The organism is Pseudomonas sp. Ps21-P2 (assembly GCF_039672565.1).
Classification (GTDB): domain Bacteria; phylum Pseudomonadota; class Gammaproteobacteria; order Pseudomonadales; family Pseudomonadaceae; genus Aquipseudomonas.
On record NZ_JBDFPL010000009.1, the window covers coordinates 99,757 to 123,329 of the forward strand.

General features: G+C 61.2%; 16 protein-coding genes. 9 read left to right on the plus strand and 7 right to left on the minus strand.

What is annotated here, in order from left to right:
* Positions 1-59 precede the first annotated feature (59 nt).
* Entirely contained in the window at positions 60-5,357 is a 5,298-nt protein-coding gene (locus ABEH28_RS21960) for a DUF6543 domain-containing protein (protein WP_346631083.1), read from the minus strand.
* A 227-nt stretch (positions 5,358-5,584) separates the two neighbouring features.
* Positions 5,585-6,148 carry an NAD(P)H-dependent oxidoreductase gene (locus ABEH28_RS21965; RefSeq protein WP_282372575.1) on the minus strand — a complete coding sequence of 188 codons (564 nt, stop codon included), beginning with the start codon at positions 6,146-6,148 and terminating at the stop codon, positions 5,585-5,587.
* A 331-nt stretch (positions 6,149-6,479) separates the two neighbouring features.
* On the opposite strand from ABEH28_RS21965, the gene ABEH28_RS21970 reads away from it, so the two are divergent.
* Positions 6,480-6,692, plus strand: coding sequence for a hypothetical protein (locus tag ABEH28_RS21970; protein ID WP_192174094.1), 213 nt, complete (start codon positions 6,480-6,482; stop codon positions 6,690-6,692).
* A 79-nt stretch (positions 6,693-6,771) separates the two neighbouring features.
* Here the strand turns inward: ABEH28_RS21970 and ABEH28_RS21975 are convergent, their stop codons facing one another.
* The 4 genes from ABEH28_RS21975 to ABEH28_RS21990 all read right to left on the minus strand — a co-directional run bounded on the left by ABEH28_RS21975 (position 6,772) and on the right by ABEH28_RS21990 (position 9,692).
* Positions 6,772-7,338, minus strand: coding sequence for a GNAT family N-acetyltransferase (locus tag ABEH28_RS21975; protein WP_346631084.1), 567 nt, complete (start codon positions 7,336-7,338; stop codon positions 6,772-6,774).
* A 91-nt stretch (positions 7,339-7,429) separates the two neighbouring features.
* Positions 7,430-8,176, minus strand: a complete 747-nt coding sequence (gene dnaQ, locus ABEH28_RS21980; protein ID WP_192174125.1) for a DNA polymerase III subunit epsilon — start codon at positions 8,174-8,176, stop codon at positions 7,430-7,432.
* A 258-nt stretch (positions 8,177-8,434) separates the two neighbouring features.
* Complete coding sequence (gene rnhA / locus ABEH28_RS21985) at positions 8,435-8,887, minus strand: ribonuclease HI (protein ID WP_192174096.1); 453 nt, start codon at positions 8,885-8,887, stop codon at positions 8,435-8,437.
* Between the two features lie 46 nt (positions 8,888-8,933).
* Positions 8,934-9,692, minus strand: coding sequence for a methyltransferase domain-containing protein (locus ABEH28_RS21990; protein ID WP_065986459.1), 759 nt, complete (start codon positions 9,690-9,692; stop codon positions 8,934-8,936).
* 99 nt (positions 9,693-9,791) lie between these two features.
* Between ABEH28_RS21990 and gloB the strand changes: the two genes are divergently transcribed.
* The 8 genes from gloB to fabI all read left to right on the plus strand — a co-directional run bounded on the left by gloB (position 9,792) and on the right by fabI (position 20,674).
* Positions 9,792-10,571, plus strand: coding sequence for a hydroxyacylglutathione hydrolase (gene gloB / locus ABEH28_RS21995; protein ID WP_346631152.1), 780 nt, complete (start codon positions 9,792-9,794; stop codon positions 10,569-10,571).
* A 99-nt stretch (positions 10,572-10,670) separates the two neighbouring features.
* The gene (locus ABEH28_RS22000) at positions 10,671-12,284 is read left to right on the plus strand and encodes a LysM peptidoglycan-binding domain-containing protein (protein WP_346631085.1); all 1,614 of its coding nucleotides are present in this window, start codon (positions 10,671-10,673) and stop codon (positions 12,282-12,284) included.
* Between the two features lie 146 nt (positions 12,285-12,430).
* Positions 12,431-14,260: an extracellular solute-binding protein gene (locus ABEH28_RS22005; protein ID WP_346625393.1), complete on the plus strand. Its 1,830-nt coding sequence runs from the start codon at positions 12,431-12,433 to the stop codon at positions 14,258-14,260.
* Positions 14,257-16,152 carry an extracellular solute-binding protein gene (locus ABEH28_RS22010; protein ID WP_346631086.1) on the plus strand — a complete coding sequence of 632 codons (1,896 nt, stop codon included), beginning with the start codon at positions 14,257-14,259 and terminating at the stop codon, positions 16,150-16,152. The genes ABEH28_RS22005 and ABEH28_RS22010 overlap by 4 nt, the downstream gene beginning before the upstream one ends.
* 1 nt (position 16,153) lies before the next feature.
* Entirely contained in the window at positions 16,154-17,227 is a 1,074-nt protein-coding gene (locus tag ABEH28_RS22015) for a microcin C ABC transporter permease YejB (RefSeq protein WP_122624745.1), read from the plus strand.
* Between the two features lies 1 nt (position 17,228).
* On the plus strand, positions 17,229-18,248 hold the full coding sequence (locus tag ABEH28_RS22020; RefSeq protein WP_074891214.1) for an ABC transporter permease: 1,020 nt from the start codon (positions 17,229-17,231) through the stop codon (positions 18,246-18,248).
* Between the two features lies 1 nt (position 18,249).
* Positions 18,250-19,860 carry an ABC transporter ATP-binding protein gene (locus ABEH28_RS22025; RefSeq protein WP_346631087.1) on the plus strand — a complete coding sequence of 537 codons (1,611 nt, stop codon included), beginning with the start codon at positions 18,250-18,252 and terminating at the stop codon, positions 19,858-19,860.
* Positions 19,861-19,879: 19 nt separating this feature from the next.
* On the plus strand, positions 19,880-20,674 hold the full coding sequence (gene fabI / locus ABEH28_RS22030) for an enoyl-ACP reductase FabI (protein WP_037013635.1): 795 nt from the start codon (positions 19,880-19,882) through the stop codon (positions 20,672-20,674).
* Positions 20,675-21,624: 950 nt separating this feature from the next.
* Here the strand turns inward: fabI and ABEH28_RS22035 are convergent.
* Complete coding sequence (locus tag ABEH28_RS22035; protein ID WP_346631088.1) at positions 21,625-23,499, minus strand: SurA N-terminal domain-containing protein; 1,875 nt, start codon at positions 23,497-23,499, stop codon at positions 21,625-21,627.
* Between the last annotated feature and the right edge of the window lie 74 nt (positions 23,500-23,573).

Genomic DNA, 23,573 nt, shown 5'->3' on the forward strand with positions numbered 1-23,573 from the left:
GGGTCAGGCCCCTCCCCCCCCCAGAAACGCCGAACCCCTCAGGGCTCGGCGTCTGTCACTCAACGACCGCCCGGCGCGGGGCTTGGCGCGACAAAGCTGCGTCTTCCCAACTGGAGGACAAGCAGGGTCACCGAATCGGCATTGGCCAGGAGAACTCGACTGCGTTTGCGTGCATCGCCGAGAAACGCCTCACGGGCTTCATCCATGGTTTTGCTGCGGGTGAGCTTCAGGATTGCATCATGCTCGAAGCCCTCCTCCTCATCGAAATCACGCCATTCGCCCTCCTTCAAATGCAAAAACAGCTCATCTCTTCCGCTCAGATGCGACAGGCCATGGGTTTGCATGAGCTGGATATCCGCTTTCAGCTTGATGTTGTTGGCGGTGTTTTCCTGCAACAGGTCCGGATACGGTGCCGTGCTTTCCAGATAGGCAATGTCGTGGGTATCGAGCGCCAGGTGCGAGAGTTCGTGGATCAGCGTCGCGGCGCGGTAATGGGCCGGGCAATCAAAGCCTTGGGTGGCCGCCTCGGGCGTGAGCGGAAACTGCGGCGCATCGAAATACCGGTCAGTCAGGAACACGCGCTTTTTCGGGTCTCTTTTGATCACAAAGCCCATGGTGGCTGCGTGGCCCGCGCGGTTGGTGCCCACCACAAACCGGGGCGATGAGTAAGGCGACAACGACGCATCCATGACCTCATCGAACAGCGTCTTGATCGCGCGTTCGGTATCGACCAGCAACTCGTGATCGGGCGTACTGACACCGAAAAAATCACCGATGATCTGCGAGACGCGCGGGTGCAGTGGAGTCCCAGGCTCATGCACGTTCAGGTTATCCAGAGCGTTTTCAAGGTAGCGTTTGGCCTGCAGATGAGCCTCGCCGATATGCTGCGCGCGTTCCCGAAAAAACTTGCGTATCTCGGGCATGCCACTGGCTTCGATGAGCAACACGTCATCGGCGCTGACGTCCGCCGCGTGGGTGCGCAGCTTGGTCATTGCGCCGCCCCCGCCCTTCAGACCGGACTCGATGTCCAACTGCCAGCGCTGATTGTCATCCAGCCTGAGGCGCGGGCCGAGTGTGCGGTCAGCGCCAATGATCATCCATCTGCCATCCTTGGCCTGGCGGCGCACCTCATAGACCCGTCCGGCGACCGCCGCATAGGCCTTTCCGTTGGCGGGGTCCATAAACAGACTCAGCAATTCATCGCGACGCAGGTCTTTCAGCGAGATGTTTCGGGCTTCCAGCGCCTGCAAACGCTTCAGTTGCTCGGCGGTGAGTGTGACGCCGCCCCAGGAAAACTCTGGCGGCGTCAACTCCTCGTCCGTGACCAGATCGCCCCCGATCAGCTCGTCCTTCTCGGCCTGTTCCCTGGCCGTCACCATCACGCCCAACGCGGCAGAAAATTCGGAAATAGCCTCGCCCCAGTGACGCCCGGCCGCCGACGCAGCCGATGCACGAAACAGCGTATGGCTCTGCCAAAACGCGACCATGGCGGCAAACTTGCCGGGCACAATGCTCAGCGCCTGCTCCAACCCCAGCGAAGCCAGAAACTTGCGCGACGCCTGATCGGCCTCTTCGGTGGTGACCGTATCGGACGCGCCAATGTCCACCAGCAGGCTCACGGTGTCGGTGAACATGAACTGCAGCGAGTTGCCTTTTTCTTCAGCCAGCGAAACCGTGACCGGCCCCGGTGTGTGAGTGGGCACATCGCCCGGCCCCTGGTCAAAGAACGGCAGATGAGGCTCGATGAACCCGCCGTGCTCATATCGCTTGCGCACCTCCGGGTCCAGTCGCTCGAACACCAGGTGTTGCAGCGTTGCGTCACTGCGCAGATCGGCCAGCAGTGCAGACAGGCTGGCGTACTCGCGGAAGACTAAATCCGGGTGGAACACCGCGTGCAAAATCACCGGGCCGCTGTCAGGGTGCTCGGCACAGATCAGGTAAACGCCCTTGACAGCATCGGGCGTCATTCCCTCATCGGCGACCAGCCGCAGGGTACTGATGATCGTGCGCTCACCGTCCAACGGTTCGCGGGCAATACCGTCGGGCATTTCAACCACCCGCGAGATGAATTCGCAGGCTCGGGGACTCAGCTTTCCTTGCAGCTTCTGCTGCATTGCCACCGCCTGCATCATCGGTGGCAGTTGATTGACAAATAGCGTGTTGCGCTTTCCCCAGTTGACGTCCGCTGGAGTCAACGTCTGCCGCAACAGCGTTCGGAACCCTGCGCCGACGTCCAGCCCACGGACAGTCCTGCGCACATAGTCCGGGGTCATCAGGCGGCCGATATCGGGGTATTCGGCAGAGTGGATACTCAACGCCGCTTCTGGAAAATCAACGAAGCGATTGATGGCGTAATCAGTGAGAGACTCACTGTGCTCAAGGGTGGCGGCGGGAATCGCTGACGGGATCTGCCCAACGCCGGGGGGCGCGGCGACGTAGCGACGCTGGGTAACGGTGATCTGGTCAGGGTCCAGATCGCGCTCGGGGAAATTCTTGCGCATCTGATCCAACAGCCTGCTGCGCGCGTATTCAGTCAGCGTCGGGAGGTCAAAGAGAAAATCCTCGTCACCTTCGCTGGCGAGAAAAAAGCGACGCCATATCTCGTTATACGCACGAATGTCGCTGGCCGATGCAGACTTGAACCAGTCCGGCAACAGCTCTTCAAACAATGTGTTGTCGATTCGGACCGCCAGAGCGTCGAGCATGTCGACCAATTGCGCATCCAGTTCGGTGGCGCGGGCAACGCGAGTGAACAGCCCGGCTTCAAAACGACAACGCCGGGCACGGGCGCACAGTTGCTGGAGGTTCTGTAACTGGCGGTTAAACACAGTCTGTTGCAACGCCTCGATCGCATGGCCATTGCAGCGACTGAAATCAAAGCGGACCTGCTCCGCCGGTTGCGCCCGCAGGTGGTTGCGCAACAGCGTACGGTCGCGCTCCCCCACCAGAGCCAACCAGCGCTCGCTGTGCACGCTACGCAATCGACTGCCTAGTTTGTCGGTCAATGCCTGCACGGATTCGAAAGGCTCCCAGCCCTGCACGCTGCTCCAGAACATCAAACCTGCACCGGTCCGCCGCGGTTGCCAGAGCACCATTGAATCGCTGAGGGTGGCCTCGGCGCCGGGTCCATATACCACCGACAGCGAAAACACCTCGGTCATCGACAGGCCCGATTCTGATCTCTGCGCACGGACAGGCGCGTTGAGCACTTGCATGACCATGTGCGCCGCCTCGCTCGGGACCACCTCCATTCGCTGCCTCAGCGCCAGGTCCAGGCGCAACGCGTCTTCCCTGAGCACCAACGCCATGGCAACCGGTTGCAGCTGCCTGTCGCCCAGACGCGCAAGGGCCGTGCGCGATCGCCCAAATCGGTCGAGGTAGCGCTCGACGAAGTCCGAAGCAACGCGCTCGAGCATGACGTTAATCAGTTCGACATCAAGGTGCGCCCCTGCAGCTTGAGAAGTGAGCAGCACCTGCGCCGTGTGCGAGAGGGGATCAGGACGGTGCCCACTGACGCGCTCAAGCAACAGCGCCACCAGATCCATTGACGTGGCGCGCAAGGACTCACTGATGGCGACAGAACTCGGCTCGACATCGGAGGCGGCAACCGGCAGCGATTCCAGCCAGCGCACCCGTATCTCACTCGCGCGCAGGCCGCGTGCCGAAGCCGCGCATAGATAGCTTTGCAGTGCCTGCTCGGCGTAGCTGACCAGAAAGTTGTCCAACTGGCGCAGGTGGGCCGCACTGGCATCGGATACCTGGGTTCTCTCCAGCCACGACGGGGGCGACGGCTGTAGCGCAGTGGGCCGGGAAGGTCCGGAGGCGGAAGGTTCAAGGACGGCGCTGTCAGGCTCTGGCGCCGGGACGACCTGAATCAGGTCATCGTTGGCGCTGCTGCACCAGACGGCAGCGAAGTCCATCGGCTGATCGTGCCGCCAGCGCCCCGCCGTGAAATGCACCTGACGCGGGTCGATCAGGTAACGCACGTCCAGCGCATCGTCATACATCGCTGAGACCTTCACGGGCTCAGCCGACAAACCCTTCACGTACTGCAGGTTACGCAGCTGGAGCGCAAGGACGGAGTCCACCCGTTCGCGGAACAAGGGCCCGTCGATACTATCCAGCGTAAGGGTCAAATCACCTTCACGCAGTAACAGCGGCTGGTCCACAAGGGCCAGTACCGGGCGCAACATTTCGCGCCCTTCCGGGGTTGAGCAAAACGCACTCAGTGCCGTCAGGTTGGCAAATCGGCGCAGGCCGTGCTCCGGGGTAAACCACAGCAGCGGCAGCTCGGCCGGGGAGAAATCGAACACCAGTGTACCGGCCAGTTGTGTGGTTGTTCCGTCGGCCAGGTGCAGCACAAGACGTCTGCAGCGCAATTGAGCTTCCGACGAAATGTATTGCGGTCCGGACATGAGCAACGGCCTCAACATTTCGTGCTCCTGCCGACTGAGATTACCCTCGTGGCCGTAACGGTAGAGTTCATGGCACAGGCTGGTCGCGTAGACCTGAACCGCCATGTCGCGGCAGGAACCGGTCCCGCGTTGCTGGCTCCAGTAATCACGCAGCAGCCAGGCGAATTGGTCCGGCAGCGCAGACATCGTGTCGGTTATGGCCTGAGCGAACAATTGTGCATCGCGTTCGCTCACCACTCGGCCCTGTGCATCCATGAATTGCGGCGTCACGCCCGGCGCCTGCTCGGCATGGCAAAACGCTTCAAACGCCGTTTGAGAGAGCGTCTGGGTCATCAGCACAAGCTCGTCGCCGGCACCGAAAGCCGGTTGCACCATCCGCATGAGGTGCCTCGCCGGATCAATCTGCTGATCCGGCAAGAGCCGACGCAGTTGCAGGGCCAACGCGGAGGTGACAGCGCCGACCAGGTCTGGCGTCAGCTTCAGTCGCTCGGTGAACTGCCTGACCGAATTTGCCTGATATTCGACGATGGCCTGCATCTGGGCCTGAAAAACGTTGTCGTCGATTTTCTCGTACTCGAACGCTGCCGAAGGGTCGTTGTTTGCAAACCGGCCGAGCAACGCCTCCAGCAACTGCTGGCGACCGTCGAAGGCTTCGACGCCGGACGCCAGCGTGAACAGGAATATCCGTGGGTCGCTGGTCTGGCCGTGGCTGAACATCAGCGCAGCACTGAGTTCCAGCGAAGTAGGCAGGCCGTCATTGAGCAGCAACCGATCGACCCTGACCGGATCGGGATCATCGGCGCCCATCGCGCCTGCCGCGCGTTTAAGCCAGGTCTGTTCAGATGAGCGGAGCACGCCGGCAGCAACGGCGCGGTCGACTTCGTCGAGAAAGCGCTGTCGCAGTGACGCGCTGTTGAAGTACGTGGTGGTAACGGTAGGCATTGCAGCTCCTTGAGCACAAACGCCCGCGGCTGGCATCGGCCAGGCAGGGGCAGGAAAGGCTGGGAGCGTAGGGAAGAAATCCACCGCAACTGCGGTACATAACGCTGTACACGGGGAGGGAAATTCAGGATTGAATGGCGAAGACGCGGCGACGTCCGGCCATGAATGCGAAAGGCCTGCACGTAGAGTGGCGTGCAGGCCTTTTCATCGGAAGACAGTCCAGCCGATCAGGCTTTCGACGTGCGCTCAACGTGCCCGGCGAAGGCGTCGATGATGTTCTGCAGGAACGGACGGGTTTTCTCGTTCAGCTTGCCCTGTTCGTCAAAGAAGGTGCCCGCGTTGCCCAGGTACGCTTCCGGCTGCTGCATGCACAGCACGTCGAGGAACACGAAGCACTGGCGCAGGTGCTGGTTGGCGCCAAAACCGCCGATGGCGCCCGGCGAAACGCTGACCACCGCCGCCGGCTTCGCACTGCCCCACGCGCTTTTGCCGTAGGGGCGCGAGCCGACGTCGATGGCGTTCTTCAGCGCGCCCGGCACCGAGCGGTTGTATTCCGGGGTAACGAACAGAAAGCCGTCTGCCCCCTGCAAGGCTTCACGAAAGGCGGTGTACGCGGCGGGCGGCGAATCATGGTCGATGTCTTCGTTGTAGAGCGGCAGGTCGCCAATTTCGACGATGCTCAGTTTCAGGCTTGGCGGCGCCAGTTCGGCCAGTGCACGGGCCACTTTGCGGTTGATGGAATCTTTCCTCAAGCTGCCGACGATGACTGCAATCGAATGAACCTGGCTCATGAAACGGACCTTCTGCTGTTGGAGGAGATAACAGTTATAGATGAAACATGTGCGCAATTCTGTGTTGTTTTTCCGTTGCTAATCATCGAAGGGTTCGATGCTGTAGCGTGGGTTATCGGCGCATGTGCGTCGCGCGGGCCGCGCGACCGTCGCTCGCGACTATTTTTCCGAGGGCCGAAAACTCCCCCTGAAAACCGCGGTCTGACTGCCTTAGGCGAATAAGGTCCTAATAGAAATTTGGGAATTACCTTACAAGCGGACACGGTTTATTCACTCGCGGTGTTAGGATGCGAGCGAAAACGAGCAGTTATTTCCAGAGGTTACAAAGCAAATGGCTTCAGTTCTAGTTGGGCAATTTCATGCGCGGGACGCGGAGGGACGCGTTTACTCGGTGCATGAATTCCGTGAATCACAGCCCGATGAGGCTGATGGCAAGGAGCCCGTTTCAACTTATCGCCTGGCCATTGGCGACCGCGTCAAGCACTTGAGCGGAGAGGAATTCGAGTTGATTCAAAGCAAGGTCGTACTGACAAGAGAGCGCTGAGGCGCTGCTGCTAGCCCGGTTCTTTACACAGGCCGCTCACGCCGCGCGGCCACGAGTCAGGACATAAGGGCTTGCAGCTTCAATCGACGACAGGCCCGTCGAACAGCAGATACCAGAAAATCGCAGCCTCTTGCGTACCCGGATCTATCGCGCGATAACGCAGATGATCCACCCCGCCGACCACAAATCCGTAGCGCTCATATAACCGACACGCCGCCAGATTATTGTTCTGGGTTTCCAGGGTGATGCCCGGCAGACCACGCTTGCGGCTCCAGAACTGCGCCACGTCCAGCAGCTTTTGCGCCACGCCATTGCGCCGCGCGCCGTTGTCGACTGCCAGCTCATCGATGTGGGCGAAACCGTTCCAGTGCTGGCTGACCACCACATGCCCGACCGGCTGTTCATCGAGCCAGGCCACCAGCACAGTGCTGTCGGCGGCGTCCCGATAATGGCAGAACTCTTCGGAATCGATACCGTAGTTTTTCAGGTAGGGCTCGACAGCTTCGACGGGCCACTGCGCCACGGGCTCGCCGATCTGGACCCGGGCATAACCGGTAACGGTGAACGTGAATTCGCTGTTGAGGATGTAATCCTCGAAGCACTCGTCAGCGACACGAATGCTGAAAGTCGGGCTGGACGTGTTCACCATGGGCCTCCTGCACCATTACCGGATCGACATCACCTTCTCTCAAGGCCGCTGCCTGGCGCAAGCAGGGCCTTGAACGCCGCTGCCATCGTCAGGCTTCGGCCTGAGTCTGCGCTTCGAGCAACTGAGTCCACAGGGCCGGGGCACCGGCGGATTTGGCGATCACGGCCAGACGCGCTTCGTGTTCCGCCAGCTCGGCCTCGCTGGCGACGATGATGCGGCCCGGCGTGCGATTGGCGATCCGGCGGATCTCGGAAGGACGATCAGCGCCGCCCTCTCCATCGTTGTTGCCGGCCAGCGACAGGGTCGTCTGGCCACCGGTCATCGCCAGATAGACTTCCGCGAGAATCTCGGAGTCGAGCAAGGCGCCGTGCAGTTCGCGGCCGGAGTTGTCGACGTCGTAGCGTTTGCACAGGGCGTCGAGGCTATTGCGCTGGCCCGGATGCCGCTCGCGGGCCATGGCCAACGTGTCGAGGATGGTGCAGTAGCTGCTGAGGTTGGCGCGATCGTGCTGGCCGATCAGGGCGAATTCGTTGTTCAGAAAGCCGACGTCGAACGCCGCGTTGTGGATGATCAGCTGAGCGCCTTTGATGAACTCGAAGAATTCGTCGGCGACTTCGGCGAAACGCGGTTTGCCGATCAGGAACTGGTCGGTGATGCCGTGAACGCCAATGGCGCCCTCGTCACTCTCCCGGTCCGGTTGCAGGTAAACGTGGAAATGCCGCCCGGTCAGACGCCGGCCAACCAGCTCGACGCAGCCGATTTCGATGACCCGATGGCCATCCGTGACGGGCATACCGGTGGTCTCGGTATCGAGGACAACCCTTCGTTCAGTGATGATGTTTTGTACAGTCATTGCCTACCGCCTCAGCTTCAGGCGCGGATATTAGCATGGGGGTTTTGGGATGTGGGCAGCCTCGCCAGACCGCACCTGCCAGTGTAGGAGCGAGCTTGCTCGCGAAGAGGTCAGTGCCTCCACTCAATCTCTAGCAGCCGGAATGCCGCATTCGTGAGCAAGCTCACTCCCACAGGGTCCGTGTTTGCTCCACGACCGCGCAGCATCTGGACGACGGAGATCCCGCGCAGGACTCAGCCATCAGCCGTGCTTGATACCGCGCACTTCATCCACCCCACGGTTCGCCAACTGGTCGGCGCGTTCGTTGCCGGGATGGCCGATATGCCCGCGCACCCACTTCCAGCTCACGTTGTGCCGGCTGACCTGCTCGTCCAGCTGCTTCCACAAATCGGCGTTTTTAACCGGTTCCTTCGCCGCTGTCTTCCAGCCGCGCTTCTTCCAGTTGGTCATCCACTCGGTGATGCCTTTCATCACGTACTGCGAGTCGGTCACCAGGATCACTTCACATGGCCGCTTCAGCTCTTCCAGGCCGCGAATGGCGCCGAGCAGCTCCATGCGGTTATTGGTGGTGTTGGCTTCACCGCCCCAGAGTTCTTTTTCAACGCCTTTGCACACCAGCAACGCACCCCAGCCGCCAGGGCCCGGGTTGCCCTTGCAGGCGCCATCGGTGAAGAGTTCTACGGTATCGCTCATTACGATGTTTCCAGAAAATTGAGAAAGCGTGGCGCCAGCCGGACAATCAAGGCTCGGGCGTGCGCCGATTGACCTTGGCCATGGGCAACGGCAGCAGTTTGCCCATCGGCTCGCGACGCGGCATGCGCACAGGCCGCAATCCGACACTCATCTTGCGCGCGATCAATAGATAGAAGCCGCCGCCGGGACTTTGCCAGCCATCGCCGAGACGTTCGAGTCCGGCCAGACGGGCCTGCCACTTGGGCGAAGCGAGCGGCGGACGATAGCACCCGAAGCGGCGTTTCTCCAGCGCGAAGCCCAGCAGGTTGAGCCAGTCGCCGACCCGTGAAGGCGAGATGCAGCGGGCCCTGCGCAAGGCATCGTTGGCAAAGAAATGACGAATGCCCCAAGTGCTCCAGGGATTGATCCCGACGATCACCAGGTGCCCGCCGGGACGCACGCTGCTGGCGGCTTCGCGCAACAGGCCGTGGGGCGACAGGCAGAAATCCAGGCCATGCTGCATGACCACCACATCGGCGGCGTGCTCGCTCAACGGCCAGGCCTGCTCTTCGCAGACAATTTCAACGCCCGGCAACGGCGCGCCCAGCCGCACGTTGCGCTGCACTTGCTTTGCGGCTGGCGGCGTTTGTGCCGACGGGCCGTAATGCACCAGATAGCCGCCAAAAAAACGTTCGAGCTCTTGTTCCAGCACGCGGCTTTCTTCTTCCAGCAACAACTGCCCCAGGGGCCCGGACAGCCAGTCGCGGGCGGCGCTGATCAGCTCAAGCCATTCAGGATCGGCCTGGGCGAACGCTTCATCGGTCATTTCCGGTCTCCATGAGAGGGTCATTGCGATAGAGACTCGCCTCGAGTCAGTTCAGACCCTAAGATGCTTCTCTATGTTTCCAGCCAAGCGAACCGCGCCATGATACAGGTCGATGCCCTGCCCGCTTTCAGCGATAACTACATCTGGTTGTTACAAGACAATGCCGTCAAGCGCTGCGCCGTGGTTGACCCGGGCGATGCTGCCCCCGTCATTGCCTGGCTGGAACGCAACCCGGACTGGCGCCTGACCGACATTCTCATCACCCATCACCACGCCGACCACACCGGCGGCGTCGCGCAACTTAAAACGCTCACCGGCGCCAGGGTCTACGGCCCGGCCAGTGAGAAGATTCCGGCGCGGGACGTGGCCCTGTCCGACAACGATCAGCTCACCGTACTCGGCCTGACCTTTGCCGTCCATGCAGTCCCCGGCCACACCCTGGGCCACATCGCCTTTTACCACGCCGACGCGCAACAGCCGCTGCTGTTCTGCGGTGACACGCTGTTCGCTGCCGGTTGCGGGCGGTTGTTCGAAGGCACCCCGCAGCAGATGCATCACTCCCTGAGCCGGCTCGCCGAGCTGCCCGACAGCACCCTCGTCTACTGCGCCCACGAATACACCCTGAGCAATCTGCGCTTTGCCGTCGCGGTCGAGCCGGAGAATGCCGACGTAGTGGAACGCTTCGAGCAAGTGACGCAATGGCGTGCGCAAAATCGCATCAGCGTGCCGTCGACGCTGGCGCTCGAGCGCAAGACCAATCCGTTTCTGCGAGCCTCCGTCATCTCCGTGAAACAAAAAGCAGACGAACGGAGCGGAACCCACAACGCAACGCCCACAGAGGTCTTTGCGGTGCTGCGGGCATGGAAAGATAAGTTCTAAACAGGCGGCGAATCAGCACGGAAATTCTGAAAGGTTGACCGTTCAGCAGCCACTTTCTAGAATCGCCCGACATTTTCGCCTGGAACTATCCCCCAGCCAATGTCGTCATCTATACGTAAAACCTTCAATTCCGACACATTGACTCGGTTGGCCCAGGCAATCGCGGTGGTCGCGAGCGCGACACTGGCAGGCTGCCAGAGCACCGGCGGCCTGGAATCCGGCAACGGCGCCAGCGCTGCACATCCCGTCGCCAGCACCAAACCAAAACCTGTTTATATCGCGCGCAAACCCGTGCCGCTGGCCCCGCCCCATGATGTCTGGGAGCGCATGCGTCAGGGTTTCCAGCTGCAAGACGGCAACGACCTCAACCCGCGCATCGATCAGCAACGCCTCTGGTACGCGAACAACCCGTCGTTTCTCGAAACGGCCGGGAACCGCGGCAGCTTGTACATGCACTACATCGTCGAGCGACTGGAAGAGCGCAACATGCCCCTTGAGCTGGCGCTGCTGCCGGTGATCGAGAGCGCGTACAACCCGATGGCCTTGTCGCGCAGCGATGCGGCGGGGATCTGGCAGTTCATTCCGTCCACCGGCCGCTACTTCAACCTGCGCCAGACCAATTTCTACGATGGCCGCCGCGACATCACGGCGTCCACCACGGCAGCGCTGGATTACCTGACCAAGCTGCACGACATGTTCAACGGCGACTGGCTGCTGGCACTGGCAGCCTATAACGCCGGCGAAGGCACAGTCAGCCGCGCCATCGAACGCAACGAAAAGCTCAACCTGCCCACCGATTACTGGAACCTGCCGCTGCCGCAGGAAACCCGCGACTACGTGCCGAAACTGCTGGCGCTGTCCCAAGTGGTCATGTCGCCGGACGCCTATGGCGTCAACCTCAACCCGATCGACAACAAGCCGTACTTCCAGGTGGTCGAGCTGAATCAGCGCATGGACCTGTCGAAAGTCGCCGCCATGGCGAACATCGACGAAGACGAACTGGTGCAGCTCAACCCTGCGTTCAAGAAGCGCCTGACCATCGATGGTCCCCAGCACTTGCTGGTGCCTACGTCGAAATCCCAGTTGCTGACGGCGAACCTGTCGAACATGAAGCCCGAAGAGCTGGTCGACTGGCAGCAATACCGCGTACGCCCGGGCGATAGCCTGGCCAGCATCGCCAGCCGCTACAAGGTCTCGACCAGCACCCTCAAGGACATCAACAAGCTGTCCGGCAACCAGGTGAAACGCGGCCAGGCGCTGACGATTCCGGTGCAACCGGGCATGCAATATGCGATGCCGGTGTTCGAAGAAGTTGCCGAGGTGGACGAGAAGCCCGCGCGCACCCGCAGCTACAGGGTGAAGAAGGGCGACAACCTGGTGCAGATCGCGCGCATCAATAAGGTCGACGTCAAGGATTTGCAGCACTGGAATAAGCTGTCCGGCCAGAACCTTAAGGTCGGCCAGACGCTTGTTATGCAGGACAACAGCAAACCGGCGAAAGCGAGCTCCCGTGCCGTGGCCAAGGCCGACAGCAGCGCCAGCGGCGAGGACGCCGGCAAGAAGTCAATGCAGTACAAGATTCAGAAAGGCGATTCGATGTACCTCGTCGCCAAGCGCTTCAACGTCGAAATGCAGCACCTCAAGCGCTGGAATCCGCGCAGCGGCCAGGCGCTCAAGCCAGGGCAGACGTTGACGGTTTATTTGCCCCATTGATCTAGCGCCCGCCGCGCTCTGGTGGGAGCCAGCGCGCTCCCCCAGGCTCTCGCCCAGGTCGGCACCCTCCAGCCGCCCGCCCCACCCTTTTTCCAGCCGATACAAGCTGTTACTGTGACCGACCGCTGCCTGGATCGACCGCCGACTTGATACGTCACCTGCTGCTGACTTTCAGCCTGGTCTTGAGCACGACAGCCGCCGCGACCATCAGCGAAAGCCATGGTTACGCACAATTCGGCGTCCTCAAGTACCCTGCCAGCTTCACGCATTTCGACTGGGTCAATCCTGAGGCGCCGAAGGCTGGCACCCTGCGAATCATGGCCAACGGCACGTTCGATACCCTCAACCCCTACACCTTCAAGGGCAGCAGCCCGATTTCGACGCCCAACTTCGGCCAGTATGGCGTCAGCGAGCTGAACGAACCGCTGATGGTCGGCACCGGCCAATACGACCCCTCCGGTGATGAACCGACCTCCAGTTATGGCCTGATCGCCAAAACCGTCGAATACAGCGACGACCGCAGCTGGGTCGTTTTCAACCTGCGCCCCGAAGCGCGCTTTCACGACGGCAAGCCGATTACCGCTTACGACGTGGCGTTTTCCTACAGAACGCTGCTGAAGGACGGTCACCCGCAGTACCGCACCGCGTTGCAGGAAGTGCAGCGGGTGGACATCCTCAACCGCCATCGCATTCGTTTCGTGTTCAAGCGCTCCGGCAACCCATTACTCATTCTGCGCCTCGGCGAGCTGCCGGTTCTGCCGCAGCATTACTGGAAGAACCGCGACTTCAAGGCCACCTCCTTCGAGCCTCCGTTGGGCAGCGGCCCCTATCGCATCACCCAGGTGCGGCCGGGGCGCAGTCTGGTGTTTGAACGCGTGAAGGATTACTGGGGCAAGGACCTGCCGGTCAATCGCGGCAAGTACAACTTCAACCGCGTCGAGGTGGAGTTCTACCGCGACGCCGACGTGGCGTTCGAAGCGTTCAAGGCCGGTGAGTTCGACATCTACATCGAGCATCAGGCGAAGAACTGGCTCACCGGTTATGACTTCCCGGCGGTGACCGAGGGCAAGGTGATCAAGGCGCAAATCCCGCACCAGATCCCCACCCAGACCCAAGGGCTGTTCATGAACACCCGTCGCGGCGCGTTCGCCGACATCCGCGTGCGCGAAGCCCTGGGGCTGATGTTCAACTTCGAGTGGACCAACCGCACGCTGTTCAACGACGCCTACATGCGCTCGACGAGCTACTACCCCAACAGCGAATTCACTTCCAGCGGACTGCCCGCCGGCCGCGAATTCCTCATGCTCGCGCCCTACCGCGAGCAGTTGCCGACCAGGCTGTTCACCCAGCCCTTCGCGGTGTCGAAAACCGACGGCGGCGGCGTGCCCCGGGACTCAATTCGCAAGGCGCTGGGACTGCTGGCCGACGCGGGCTGGACATTCACCGAGCGCGGCTTGACCAACAGCGCAGGGCAGCCGTTGCGTTTCGAAATACTTCTGGTCAATCCCAACCTAGAACGAATCCTGCAGCCTTACATCGAAGACCTCACGCGGATCGGCGTCGACGCGCACCTGCGCACCGTCGACCGCGCCCAATACAAACAGCGGCTGGACCAGTTCGATTTCGACATGATTCTGATGACCCTGAACCAGACCCTCAGTCCGGGGCTGGAGCAATGGCAGTATTTCCATTCCAGCCAGGCCAACATCAAAGGCAGCAAAAATTACGCGGGGGTTGCCAACCCGGTGGTCGACAACCTGCTCAACCAGTTGCTGGCGGCAAAAACCCGGGATGACCAGGTGGCGGCCACCCGCGCCCTGGATCGCGTGTTGCTGTGGCAGCACTACATGATCCCCAACTGGTACCTCAATAATCATCGTCTGGCGTACCGCAACCGGTTCGCCATGGTCACCACCCCGCCCTACACCCTGGGCCTGCGTGCGTGGTGGCTCAAGCCTTCGGAGAAAACCCAATGACTGCCCTGCGCTCCCTGACCCGCGCCGGCGGCCTGTTTCTGAGTCCGTTCGTGCTGGCCCCGCTTCTGCTGGGCGTGACCGGTGCAGCCCAGGCGGCCCCGCAACACGCCATCACCCTGTACAACGAAGCGCCGAAATACCCGGCGGACTTCAAGCACTTCGATTACGTGAACCCGGACGCGCCCAAAGGCGGGATTCTGCGCAGCGCCGGTTTTGGCGGCTTCGACAGCCTCAACCCGTTCATCAGCAAGGGCGTGCCTGCCGACGACATCGGCCTGATCTACGACACCCTCGCCCGCCAGGGCCTGGACGAGCCGTTCACCGAGTACGGCCTGATCGCCGGCAAGATCGAAAAAGCCCCGGACAACAGCTGGGTGCGTTTCTACCTGCGCCCCGAAGCTAAATTCAACGACGGCCATCCGGTTCGCGCCGAAGACGTGGTGTTCAGCTTCGAGACCCTGATCAAGGACGGCTCCCCGCTGTACCGCAGTTACTACGCGGACGTCGATCAGGCCGTCGCCGAAAACCCGACCACGGTGCTGTTCAAGTTCAAGCACAACGACAACCGCGAGCTGCCGCTGATCCTCGGCCAGTTGCCGGTGTTGCCAAAACATTGGTGGGCTACCCGCGACTTCAGCAAGGGCAACCTGGAAATTCCGCTGGGCAGCGGGCCGTACAAGGTGGTCGAGGTCAAGGCCGGGCGCTCGGTGCGCTACGAGCGGGTCAAGGATTACTGGGGCAAGGACCTGCCGATCAACAAGGGCTTCTACAACTTCGACCGGCTGTCCACTGACTACTACCGCGACAACACGGTGGCCCTCGAAGCATTGAAAGCCGGTGCCTTCGACTACTGGCAGGAAATGGCGGCGAAGAACTGGGCGACGGCCTATGACGTTCCGGCTGTCAGACAGGGCCGTCTGATCAAGGAAGAAATTCCCAACGGCAACCCCCAGGGCATGCAGGGCTTTATCTTCAATCTGCGCAAACCGATGTTTCAGGACGTGCGGGTGCGTCAGGCCCTCAGCCTGTTGCTCGACTTCGAGTGGACCAACAAGCAGCTGTTCTTCGGCAGCTATACGCGTACCAAAAGCTATTTCGACAATTCCGACATGGGCGCCAAAGGCCTGCCGACGCCGGCCGAGCTGAAGATCCTCGAACCCCTGCGCGGCAAGCTGCCGGAATCGGTGTTCACCGAGGAATTCAAGCTGCCGGTCACCGATGGTAGCGGCATCATCCGCGAGCAGCAGCGCAAGGCGTTCCAGTTGCTCAAGGAAGCCGGCTGGAAGATCGTCGGCGACAAGATGGTCGACACCGAAGGCAAGCCCGTCACAATCGAGTTTTTGCTCGCCCAGACCGAATTCGAGCGCGTGTTGCTGCCGTATAAACGTAACCTGGCCGACATCGGTATCGACCTGGAAATCCGTCGGGTCGACGTCTCCCAGTACATCACCCGCCGCCGCTCACGGGACTACGACATGATCGTCGGCAGTTTCCCGCAATCGAGCTCGCCGGGTAACGAACAGCGCGAATACTGGGACTCCTCCGCCGCCGACAAACCGGGCAGCTACAACGTGATCGGCCTCAAGGACCCGGCGGTGGACACGCTGGTGAACGGCTTGATCAACGCCGACTCGCGCCAGAGCCTGATCGACCACACTCGCGCCCTCGACCGTGCGCTGCTGTGGGGCTACTACGTGATCCCGAACTGGCACATCAAGACCTGGCGCGTGGCGTACTGGGATCACTTGGGCCACCCGGGCAAAACCCCGCTGTACGACATCGGCACCGTGACCTGGTGGGTCAAACCCGACGCGACGCCGGCCATTCCCGTGCAAGTCGCGCCAGATCAAGTGCCGGCCGACGCCGAGTCATCAAAAGGCACGGAGCAATAACATGCTGGCCTACATCCTGCGGCGCTTGCTGCTGATCATCCCGACCCTGTTCGGCATTTTGCTGATCAACTTCGTCATCATCCAGGCGGCACCGGGTGGGCCGGTGGAGCAGATGATCGCCAAGCTCGAAGGCTTCGAAGGCGCCACCAGCCGCATCGCGGGCGGCGGCGCGGAAGTCTCGGTGGCCGGCTCGACCTATCGCGGTGCCCAGGGCCTGGACCCGAGCCTGATCAAGGAAATCGAGCACATGTACGGCTTCGACAAATCGGCGCCGGAACGCTTGTGGATCATGGTCAAGAACTACGCCCATCTGGATTTCGGCGACAGCTTCTTTCGCGACGCCAAGGTCATCGACCTGATCGTGGAGAAGATGCCGGTGTCGATCTCCCTCGGGCTGTGGAGCACGCTGATCATGTACCTGGTGTCGATCCCCCTGGGGATCGCCAAAGCCACGCGACACGGCAGCCATTTCGACGTCTGGACCAGCTCGGCGATTATCGTCGGCTATGCCATCCCGGCGTTCCTGTTCGCCATCCTGCTGATCGTGGTATTCGCCGGCGGCAGCTATTTCGACTGGTTCCCGTTGCGCGGATTAACGTCGAGCAACTTTGATGAGATGAGCTGGCTGGGCAAAGTGGGCGACTACTTCTGGCACCTGGTGCTGCCGATCACCGCGCTGGTCATCGGCAACTTCGCCACCATGACCCTGCTGACGAAAAACAGCTTTCTCGATGAAATCGGCAAGCAGTACGTGATCACCGCCAAGGCCAAGGGCCTGACCCAACGCCGTGTTCTTTACGGCCACGTGTTCCGTAACGCCATGCTGCTGGTGATCGCGGGGTTCCCGTCGGCGTTCATTGGCATCTTCTTCACCGGCTCCCTGCTGGTGGAAGTGATCTTTTCCCTCGACGGCCTTGGCCTGATGAGCTTCGAAGCCGCGATCAACCGCGATTACCCGGTGGTGTTCGGCACCCTGTTCATCTTCACCCTGCTGGGGCTGGTGGTGAAACTGATCGGCGACCTGACCTACACGCTGGTTGACCCACGCATCGACTTCGACCGCAGGGATCATTGATATGACGCTGTCCCCTCTCAATCGACGCCGTTTCGAACGCTTCAAGGCCAACAAGCGTGGCTGGTGGTCGCTGTGGCTGTTTCTGATCCTGTTCGGCGCCAGCCTGGGCGCCGAGCTCATCGCCAACGACAAGCCGCTGGCCGTGCGCTACGACGGCGAGTGGTACTTCCCGGTGTTCAAGCGCTACCCGGAAACCACCTTTGGCGGCGAATTCCCGCTGGAAGCCAACTACAAGAGCCCGTACATCAAGGAGCTGCTGGCGGCCAAAGACGGCTGGACGCTGTGGGCACCGATTCCGTTCAGCTACCAGAGCATCAACTACGACCTGAAGGTTCCGGCCCCTGCGCCGCCTTCGCGGGAGAACCTGCTGGGCACCGACGATCAGGGCCGTGACGTGCTGGCGCGGGTGATCTACGGCTTCCGCGTGTCGGTGCTGTTCGCCCTGACGCTGACGATCCTCAGCTCGATCATCGGCGTGATCGCCGGGGCGCTGCAGGGCTTTTACGGCGGCTGGGTCGATCTGATCGGCCAGCGCTTCCTGGAGATATGGTCCGGGTTGCCGGTGCTGTATTTGCTGATCATCCTCGCCAGCTTCGTCCAGCCCAACTTCTGGTGGCTGCTGGGAATCATGCTGCTGTTTTCGTGGATGAGCCTGGTGGATGTGGTGCGCGCTGAGTTCCTGCGCGGCCGCAACCTGGAATACGTGCGCGCCGCCCGGGCGCTAGGCATGGAGAACGGCGCAATCATGTTCCGCCACATCCTGCCCAACGCAATGGTCTCGACCATGACCTTCATGCCGTTCATTCTCACCGGCGCGATCGGCACGCTGACCGCGCTGGACTTCCTCGGCTTCGGCCTGCCCGCGGGCTCGCCTTCGCTGGGCGAACTGGTGGCGCAAGGCAAATCCAACCTGCAGGCGCCGTGGCTGGGCATCAGTGCCTTTGCCGTGCTGGCGATCATGTTGAGCCTGCTGGTGTTCATCGGCGAATCCGCCCGCGACGCATTCGACCCGAGGAAATGAGATGAATCAGGACAATCTGGTCGAGATCCGCGACCTCTCCGTCGAATTCGTGAACGGCACCAACGTGCAGCGGGTGGTCGAAGGCATCAGCTTCGACATCCGCAAGGGCGAAACCCTGGCGCTGGTCGGCGAAAGCGGATCGGGCAAGTCAGTCACCGCCCACTCGATCCTGCGGCTGCTGCCCTACCCGCTGGCGCGCCACCCGACCGGGACGATTCGCTACGCGGGTGACGACCTGCTGAAAGTCAGTGAGAAGCGCCTGCGGGGCATTCGCGGCAATCGCATCGCGATGATCTTCCAGGAGCCGATGACCTCGCTGAATCCGCTGCAGTCCATCGAAAAACAGATCAACGAAGTGCTCGGCCTGCACAAGGGCCTGACCGGCAAAGCCGCAACGCGACGCACGCTGGAGCTGCTGGATCTGGTGGGCATTCCGGAACCCGCCAAGCGCCTGAAAGCCCTGCCCCACGAGCTGTCTGGCGGCCAGCGCCAGCGGGTGATGATTGCGATGGCCCTGGCCAACGAGCCCGAGCTATTGATCGCCGATGAGCCTACCACCGCGCTGGACGTCACCGTGCAGCTGAAAATCCTCGAGCTGCTCAAGGAATTGCAGGCCCGGCTGGGCATGGCCTTGCTGCTGATCAGCCACGATTTGAACGTCGTCAGGCAAATTGCCAACCGAGTATGTGTCATGCAGCGCGGTTGCATCGTCGAACAGGCATCGTGCGAAGAGCTGTTCCGCGCGCCGCAGCATCCGTACACCCGTGAACTGCTCAGCGCAGAGCCCAAAGGCGGGCCAGCGAACAATCCGCCGGGCGCACCGATGCTGGAAGTCGAGGACCTGCGGGTCTGGTTTCCGATCAGGAAAGGCGTGTTCAAGCGCACTGTCGATCACGTCAAGGCCGTCGACGGCATTCACTTCAGTCTGCCCAAGGGCCAGACGCTGGGGATTGTCGGCGAGAGCGGCTCGGGCAAATCGACGCTGGGCCTGGCGATCCTGCGGTTGATTCGCAGCGAAGGCGAGATACGCTTTCATGGGCAATCGCTGGCGGGAATGAATCAGCATCAGGTCAGGCCGCTGCGGCGACAGATGCAGGTGGTGTTTCAGGACCCGTTCGGCAGCCTCAGCCCGCGCATGTCGGTGTGTGACATCGTTGGCGAAGGCCTGCGGATCCACAAGATGGGCACGCCGGTGGAGCAGGAAGCGGCGGTGGTCGAAGCGCTCAAGGAAGTGGGCCTTGATCCAGCGACCCGGCACCGCTATCCCCATGAGTTTTCCGGGGGACAACGGCAAAGGATCGCCATTGCCCGGGCATTAGTGTTAAAACCGGCGCTGATTTTGCTGGACGAGCCGACTTCGGCCCTCGACCGCACCGTTCAGCGTCAAGTGGTGGAGCTGTTACGCTCCCTGCAAACCAAGTACAACCTGACGTATTTGTTCATCAGCCATGATCTGGCGGTGGTCAAGGCGTTAAGCCACCAACTGATGGTGGTGAAACAAGGCCAAGTGGTCGAACAGGGTGTGGCAGAAGACATCTTCGCCGCGCCGCAACATCCTTATACACAGCAGCTGCTGGAGGCCGCCTTCTTGGCGCCGGCAGCTGTCGATTAACCTGAAGAGGAACAAAACAATGGGTTTTCTCGCCGGTAAGCGCGTCCTGATCGTCGGTGTCGCCAGCAAATTGTCCATCGCATCCGGTATCGCTGCCGCCATGCACCGCGAGGGCGCTGAGCTTGCCTTCACGTATCAGAACGAAAAACTCAAGAAGCGCGTCGAGGAATTCGCCGAGAGCTGGGGTTCGAACGCTGATCTGTGCTTCCCTTGCGACGTCGCCAGCGACGAAGAAATCGCCAAGGTTTTCGAAGAACTGAGCAAGAAGTGGGACGGCCTGGACTGCATCGTGCACTCCGTGGGCTTCGCGCCGGGCGACCAGCTGGACGGTGACTTCACCCAAGCCACCACCCGTGAAGGTTTCCGCATCGCTCACGACATCAGCGCCTACAGCTTCGTGGCCCTGGCCAAAGCCGGCCGCGACCTGATGAAGGGCCGCAATGGCAGCCTGTTGACGCTGTCGTACCTGGGCGCCGAGCGCACCATGCCGAACTACAACGTGATGGGCATGGCCAAGGCCAGCCTTGAAGCCGGCGTCCGTTACCTGGCCCGCAGCCTCGGCCCGGAAGGTACCCGCGTCAACGCAGTATCGGCTGGCCCGATCCGTACCCTCGCGGCGTCGGGTATCTCGAACTTCCGCAAAATGCTGGCCGCGAACGAGGCGCAGACTCCACTGCGTCGCAACGTGACCATTGAAGAAGTGGGTAACGCTGGCGCGTTCCTGTGCTCTGACCTGGCGTCCGGTGTCAGCGGCGAGATCATGTACGTCGACGGTGGTTTCAACACCACGGCAATGGGTGATCTGGAAGGTTGATGGTTGCCTGCCCGTTTTCAGCGTGATGACGCGCTGAAGACGGGCGCAAGACCTGCAAGCGCCGGCTAGCTGGCGAAAGCGGTGGATCAGACGGCCCTGGGGCTTAATGATCTGCCGTTTTTTTTCGTCCTACGTTTGGCGCTGCTTTCGACGTGAGAATTCGAGATCACGGTGGCGCTTACTGGATCTGCCTAATGGCGGATATTTCGCCTCCGGCGAGTTACCTGGAAAAGTCGAAAGTCGCACCGTCCCCAAGTAACCAAGGGTGCTTGCTCCCGGTTTGGCCCGACTTCGTCGGGTTCCCTCACTCCGACGACGCTCCGTGGGCCCGCGCCGAACGGGCATCCATGCCCTAGCGGCGCTCTCGCGGCATCCATGCCGCTCGGCCCACTCCCCGTCGTCTGCGTTCGGCCTGCACCCAAGTCGCGATAGGCGTTGTCTGGGCGTTATGTGTATGAAGATCAAGATCAAGTGCAGATCAAAGGCTTCCCGGCTAAAGCCGGTCCCACTGAAAGCACCGCGCGCCTGCTGTTGGACCGCATACGTACTGTAGGACCGGCTTCAGCCGGGAAGCTTTTGCTTTTGCTTTTGCCTTTGCCGTTGCTCTTTTACGCGATAGCCCAAACACCACAAATCGCGACTTGGGTGCAGGCTGAACGCAGGTCTCGCGCAGTGGGCCGAGCCGCATGGATGCGGCGAGAGCGCCGTCAGGACATGGATGTCCGTTCGGCGCGGGCCCACGGAGCGAGACCGGAGTGAAGGAACCCGACGAAGTCGGGCCCAACCAGGAGCACAAGCCCTTGGTTACTTGGGGCTTTTTCAAGTAACTCGCCGAAGGCGAAACAGTCTGCCCCCAGGCAGACGCTCTTGATCTTGCCCTACCCCAGCGAATACAAAAAAGCCCCGACTCTCGCGAATCGGGGCTTTCTGTTAACAGCATCCTGCGTCGATCAATACTTCTCGATCTTCGCCGCCGCTTCCAACTGCTTACGGTAGGCCGCGAAATCCTGCTGCCCCTCACGGGATGACAGGAAACGACGGTACTGGCTCTTCTCCTCATCCGACGCCGGAGCCGCCTGATTCACGCCGTTCAGACGCACAATCACAAAGCTGCCATCCGCTGCCGTCAGACTGCCATAAACCGGCTTGTCCTTGCCTTCCGGCTTCGGCATACGGAACACCGACTGCAGCACCTGAGGATCAACACCCTCCTGGCTGCGTGAGGCCGCTTCCACGACCTTCCAGCTCTGACCTTCCTGCTTGGTCGCCGCATACGGCACCTTGCCGTCACGCAGGGATGCCAGCAGCGCCTCGCCCTTGGCCTTCACCGCATCGCTGGCATGTTCTTTCGCCAGTTGCGCGCGAATCGGCGCCGACACCGCTTCCAGTGGCAGTTGCTCAGGCTGACGGTGCTCTTTGACATGCACCACCACCACGGTCTCAGGATCCAGCTCCAGCGCAGAACTGTTGGAACCCTCTTCCACCACTTCCGGACTGAAAGCCGCCTGAATCACCGCACGGTTGGCTGCAATGCCTTCGCCACCCTCGCGACCGAACGGCGCAGTCGTCTGCACTTTCAGACCCAGGTCCTGAGCCGGCTGAGACAGATCGGACGCTTCGAACGCCGCATCTTCCAGCTTCTTGCTCGCATCGACGAACTTCTGCTCGACCTGCTGAGACTTCAGCTCGTGGGTCAGCTTCTCCTTCAGGCTGGCGAACGTCGGTACCGACGGCGCTTCAACGCCCAGCAGCTTGATCAAGTGCCAGCCGAACTGACTGCGAACAGGGGCGGAAACCTGATCCTTGTTCAGCGCGTACAGCGCGTCTTCAAAGGCCGGGTCATAGACACCCTTGCCGGCGTAGCCCAGGTCACCGCCCTTGGTCGACGAGCCCGGATCCTGAGACAACTCCTTGGCCAGCGCAGCAAAATCTTCACCTTTGGCCACGCGCTGCTGGATTTCTTCAATCTTGGCTTTGGCCTGAGCGTCCGTGGTCTTGTCGTTGACTTCGATCAGGATGTGCGCCGCGCGGCGCTGCTCGGCCAGGTTGGCGATCTCTTTCTGATAAGCCGCCTGCAGGTCTTCATCCTTCACCGACACCTTGTCGAAGAACGAAGACTTCTTCAGTTCGATGTAGTCGAGCACCACTTGCTCAGGACTCAAAAACTCTTTCGCGTGCTGATCGTAGTGCGCCTTGACCTCGTCGTCGGTGACTTTCGCGCTGGTCGGATCGGCCGGCAACGTCAGGGTGGCGAAATCGCGGGTCTGCTTTTCGAGGCGGGCGAAGGCGTCGACTTGAGCGTCAGTGACGAATGCGCTGCCGCCGATACCGGCACGAATCTGGCCGATCAGCATTTCCTGACCCAGAATCTGGCGGAACTGCAGACGGGAATAACCGAGCTGGCGAATGACCTGATCGAAGCGATCAGCGCTGAATTTACCGTCGACCTGAAATTCAGGGGTCAGCAACATCTGTTGATCCAGAGCGGCTTCGGAGAAACCGAACTTCGAATCAGCGGCGCCCTGCAACAACAGCTTGCGGTCGATCAAGCCTTTGAGGGCCGAATCACGCAGCATCTTTTCGTTGAGCATTGCAGGGTCAAAATCCTTGCCCAGCTGTTGCATCAGCTGGCGGCGTTGCATTTCAACCGCTTGACCCAGTTCTGCCTGGGTGACTTCCTCGCCATTGACCTTCGCAGCATCCTGCGAGTGGCTGGTGGCCCGGAAAATGGCATCGAACCCGGTCAGGGCCATCAGAGCGATGATGACCCCGATGATGGTTTTGGCAATCCATCCCTGTGAATTGTCCCTGATATTCTGCAGCATGTATCCCCCAGAGGGTTGTACTCGACTCACCAGGCTGCTGCACACGGTAACGCGGAGCGTGGGTTGAATCCGGA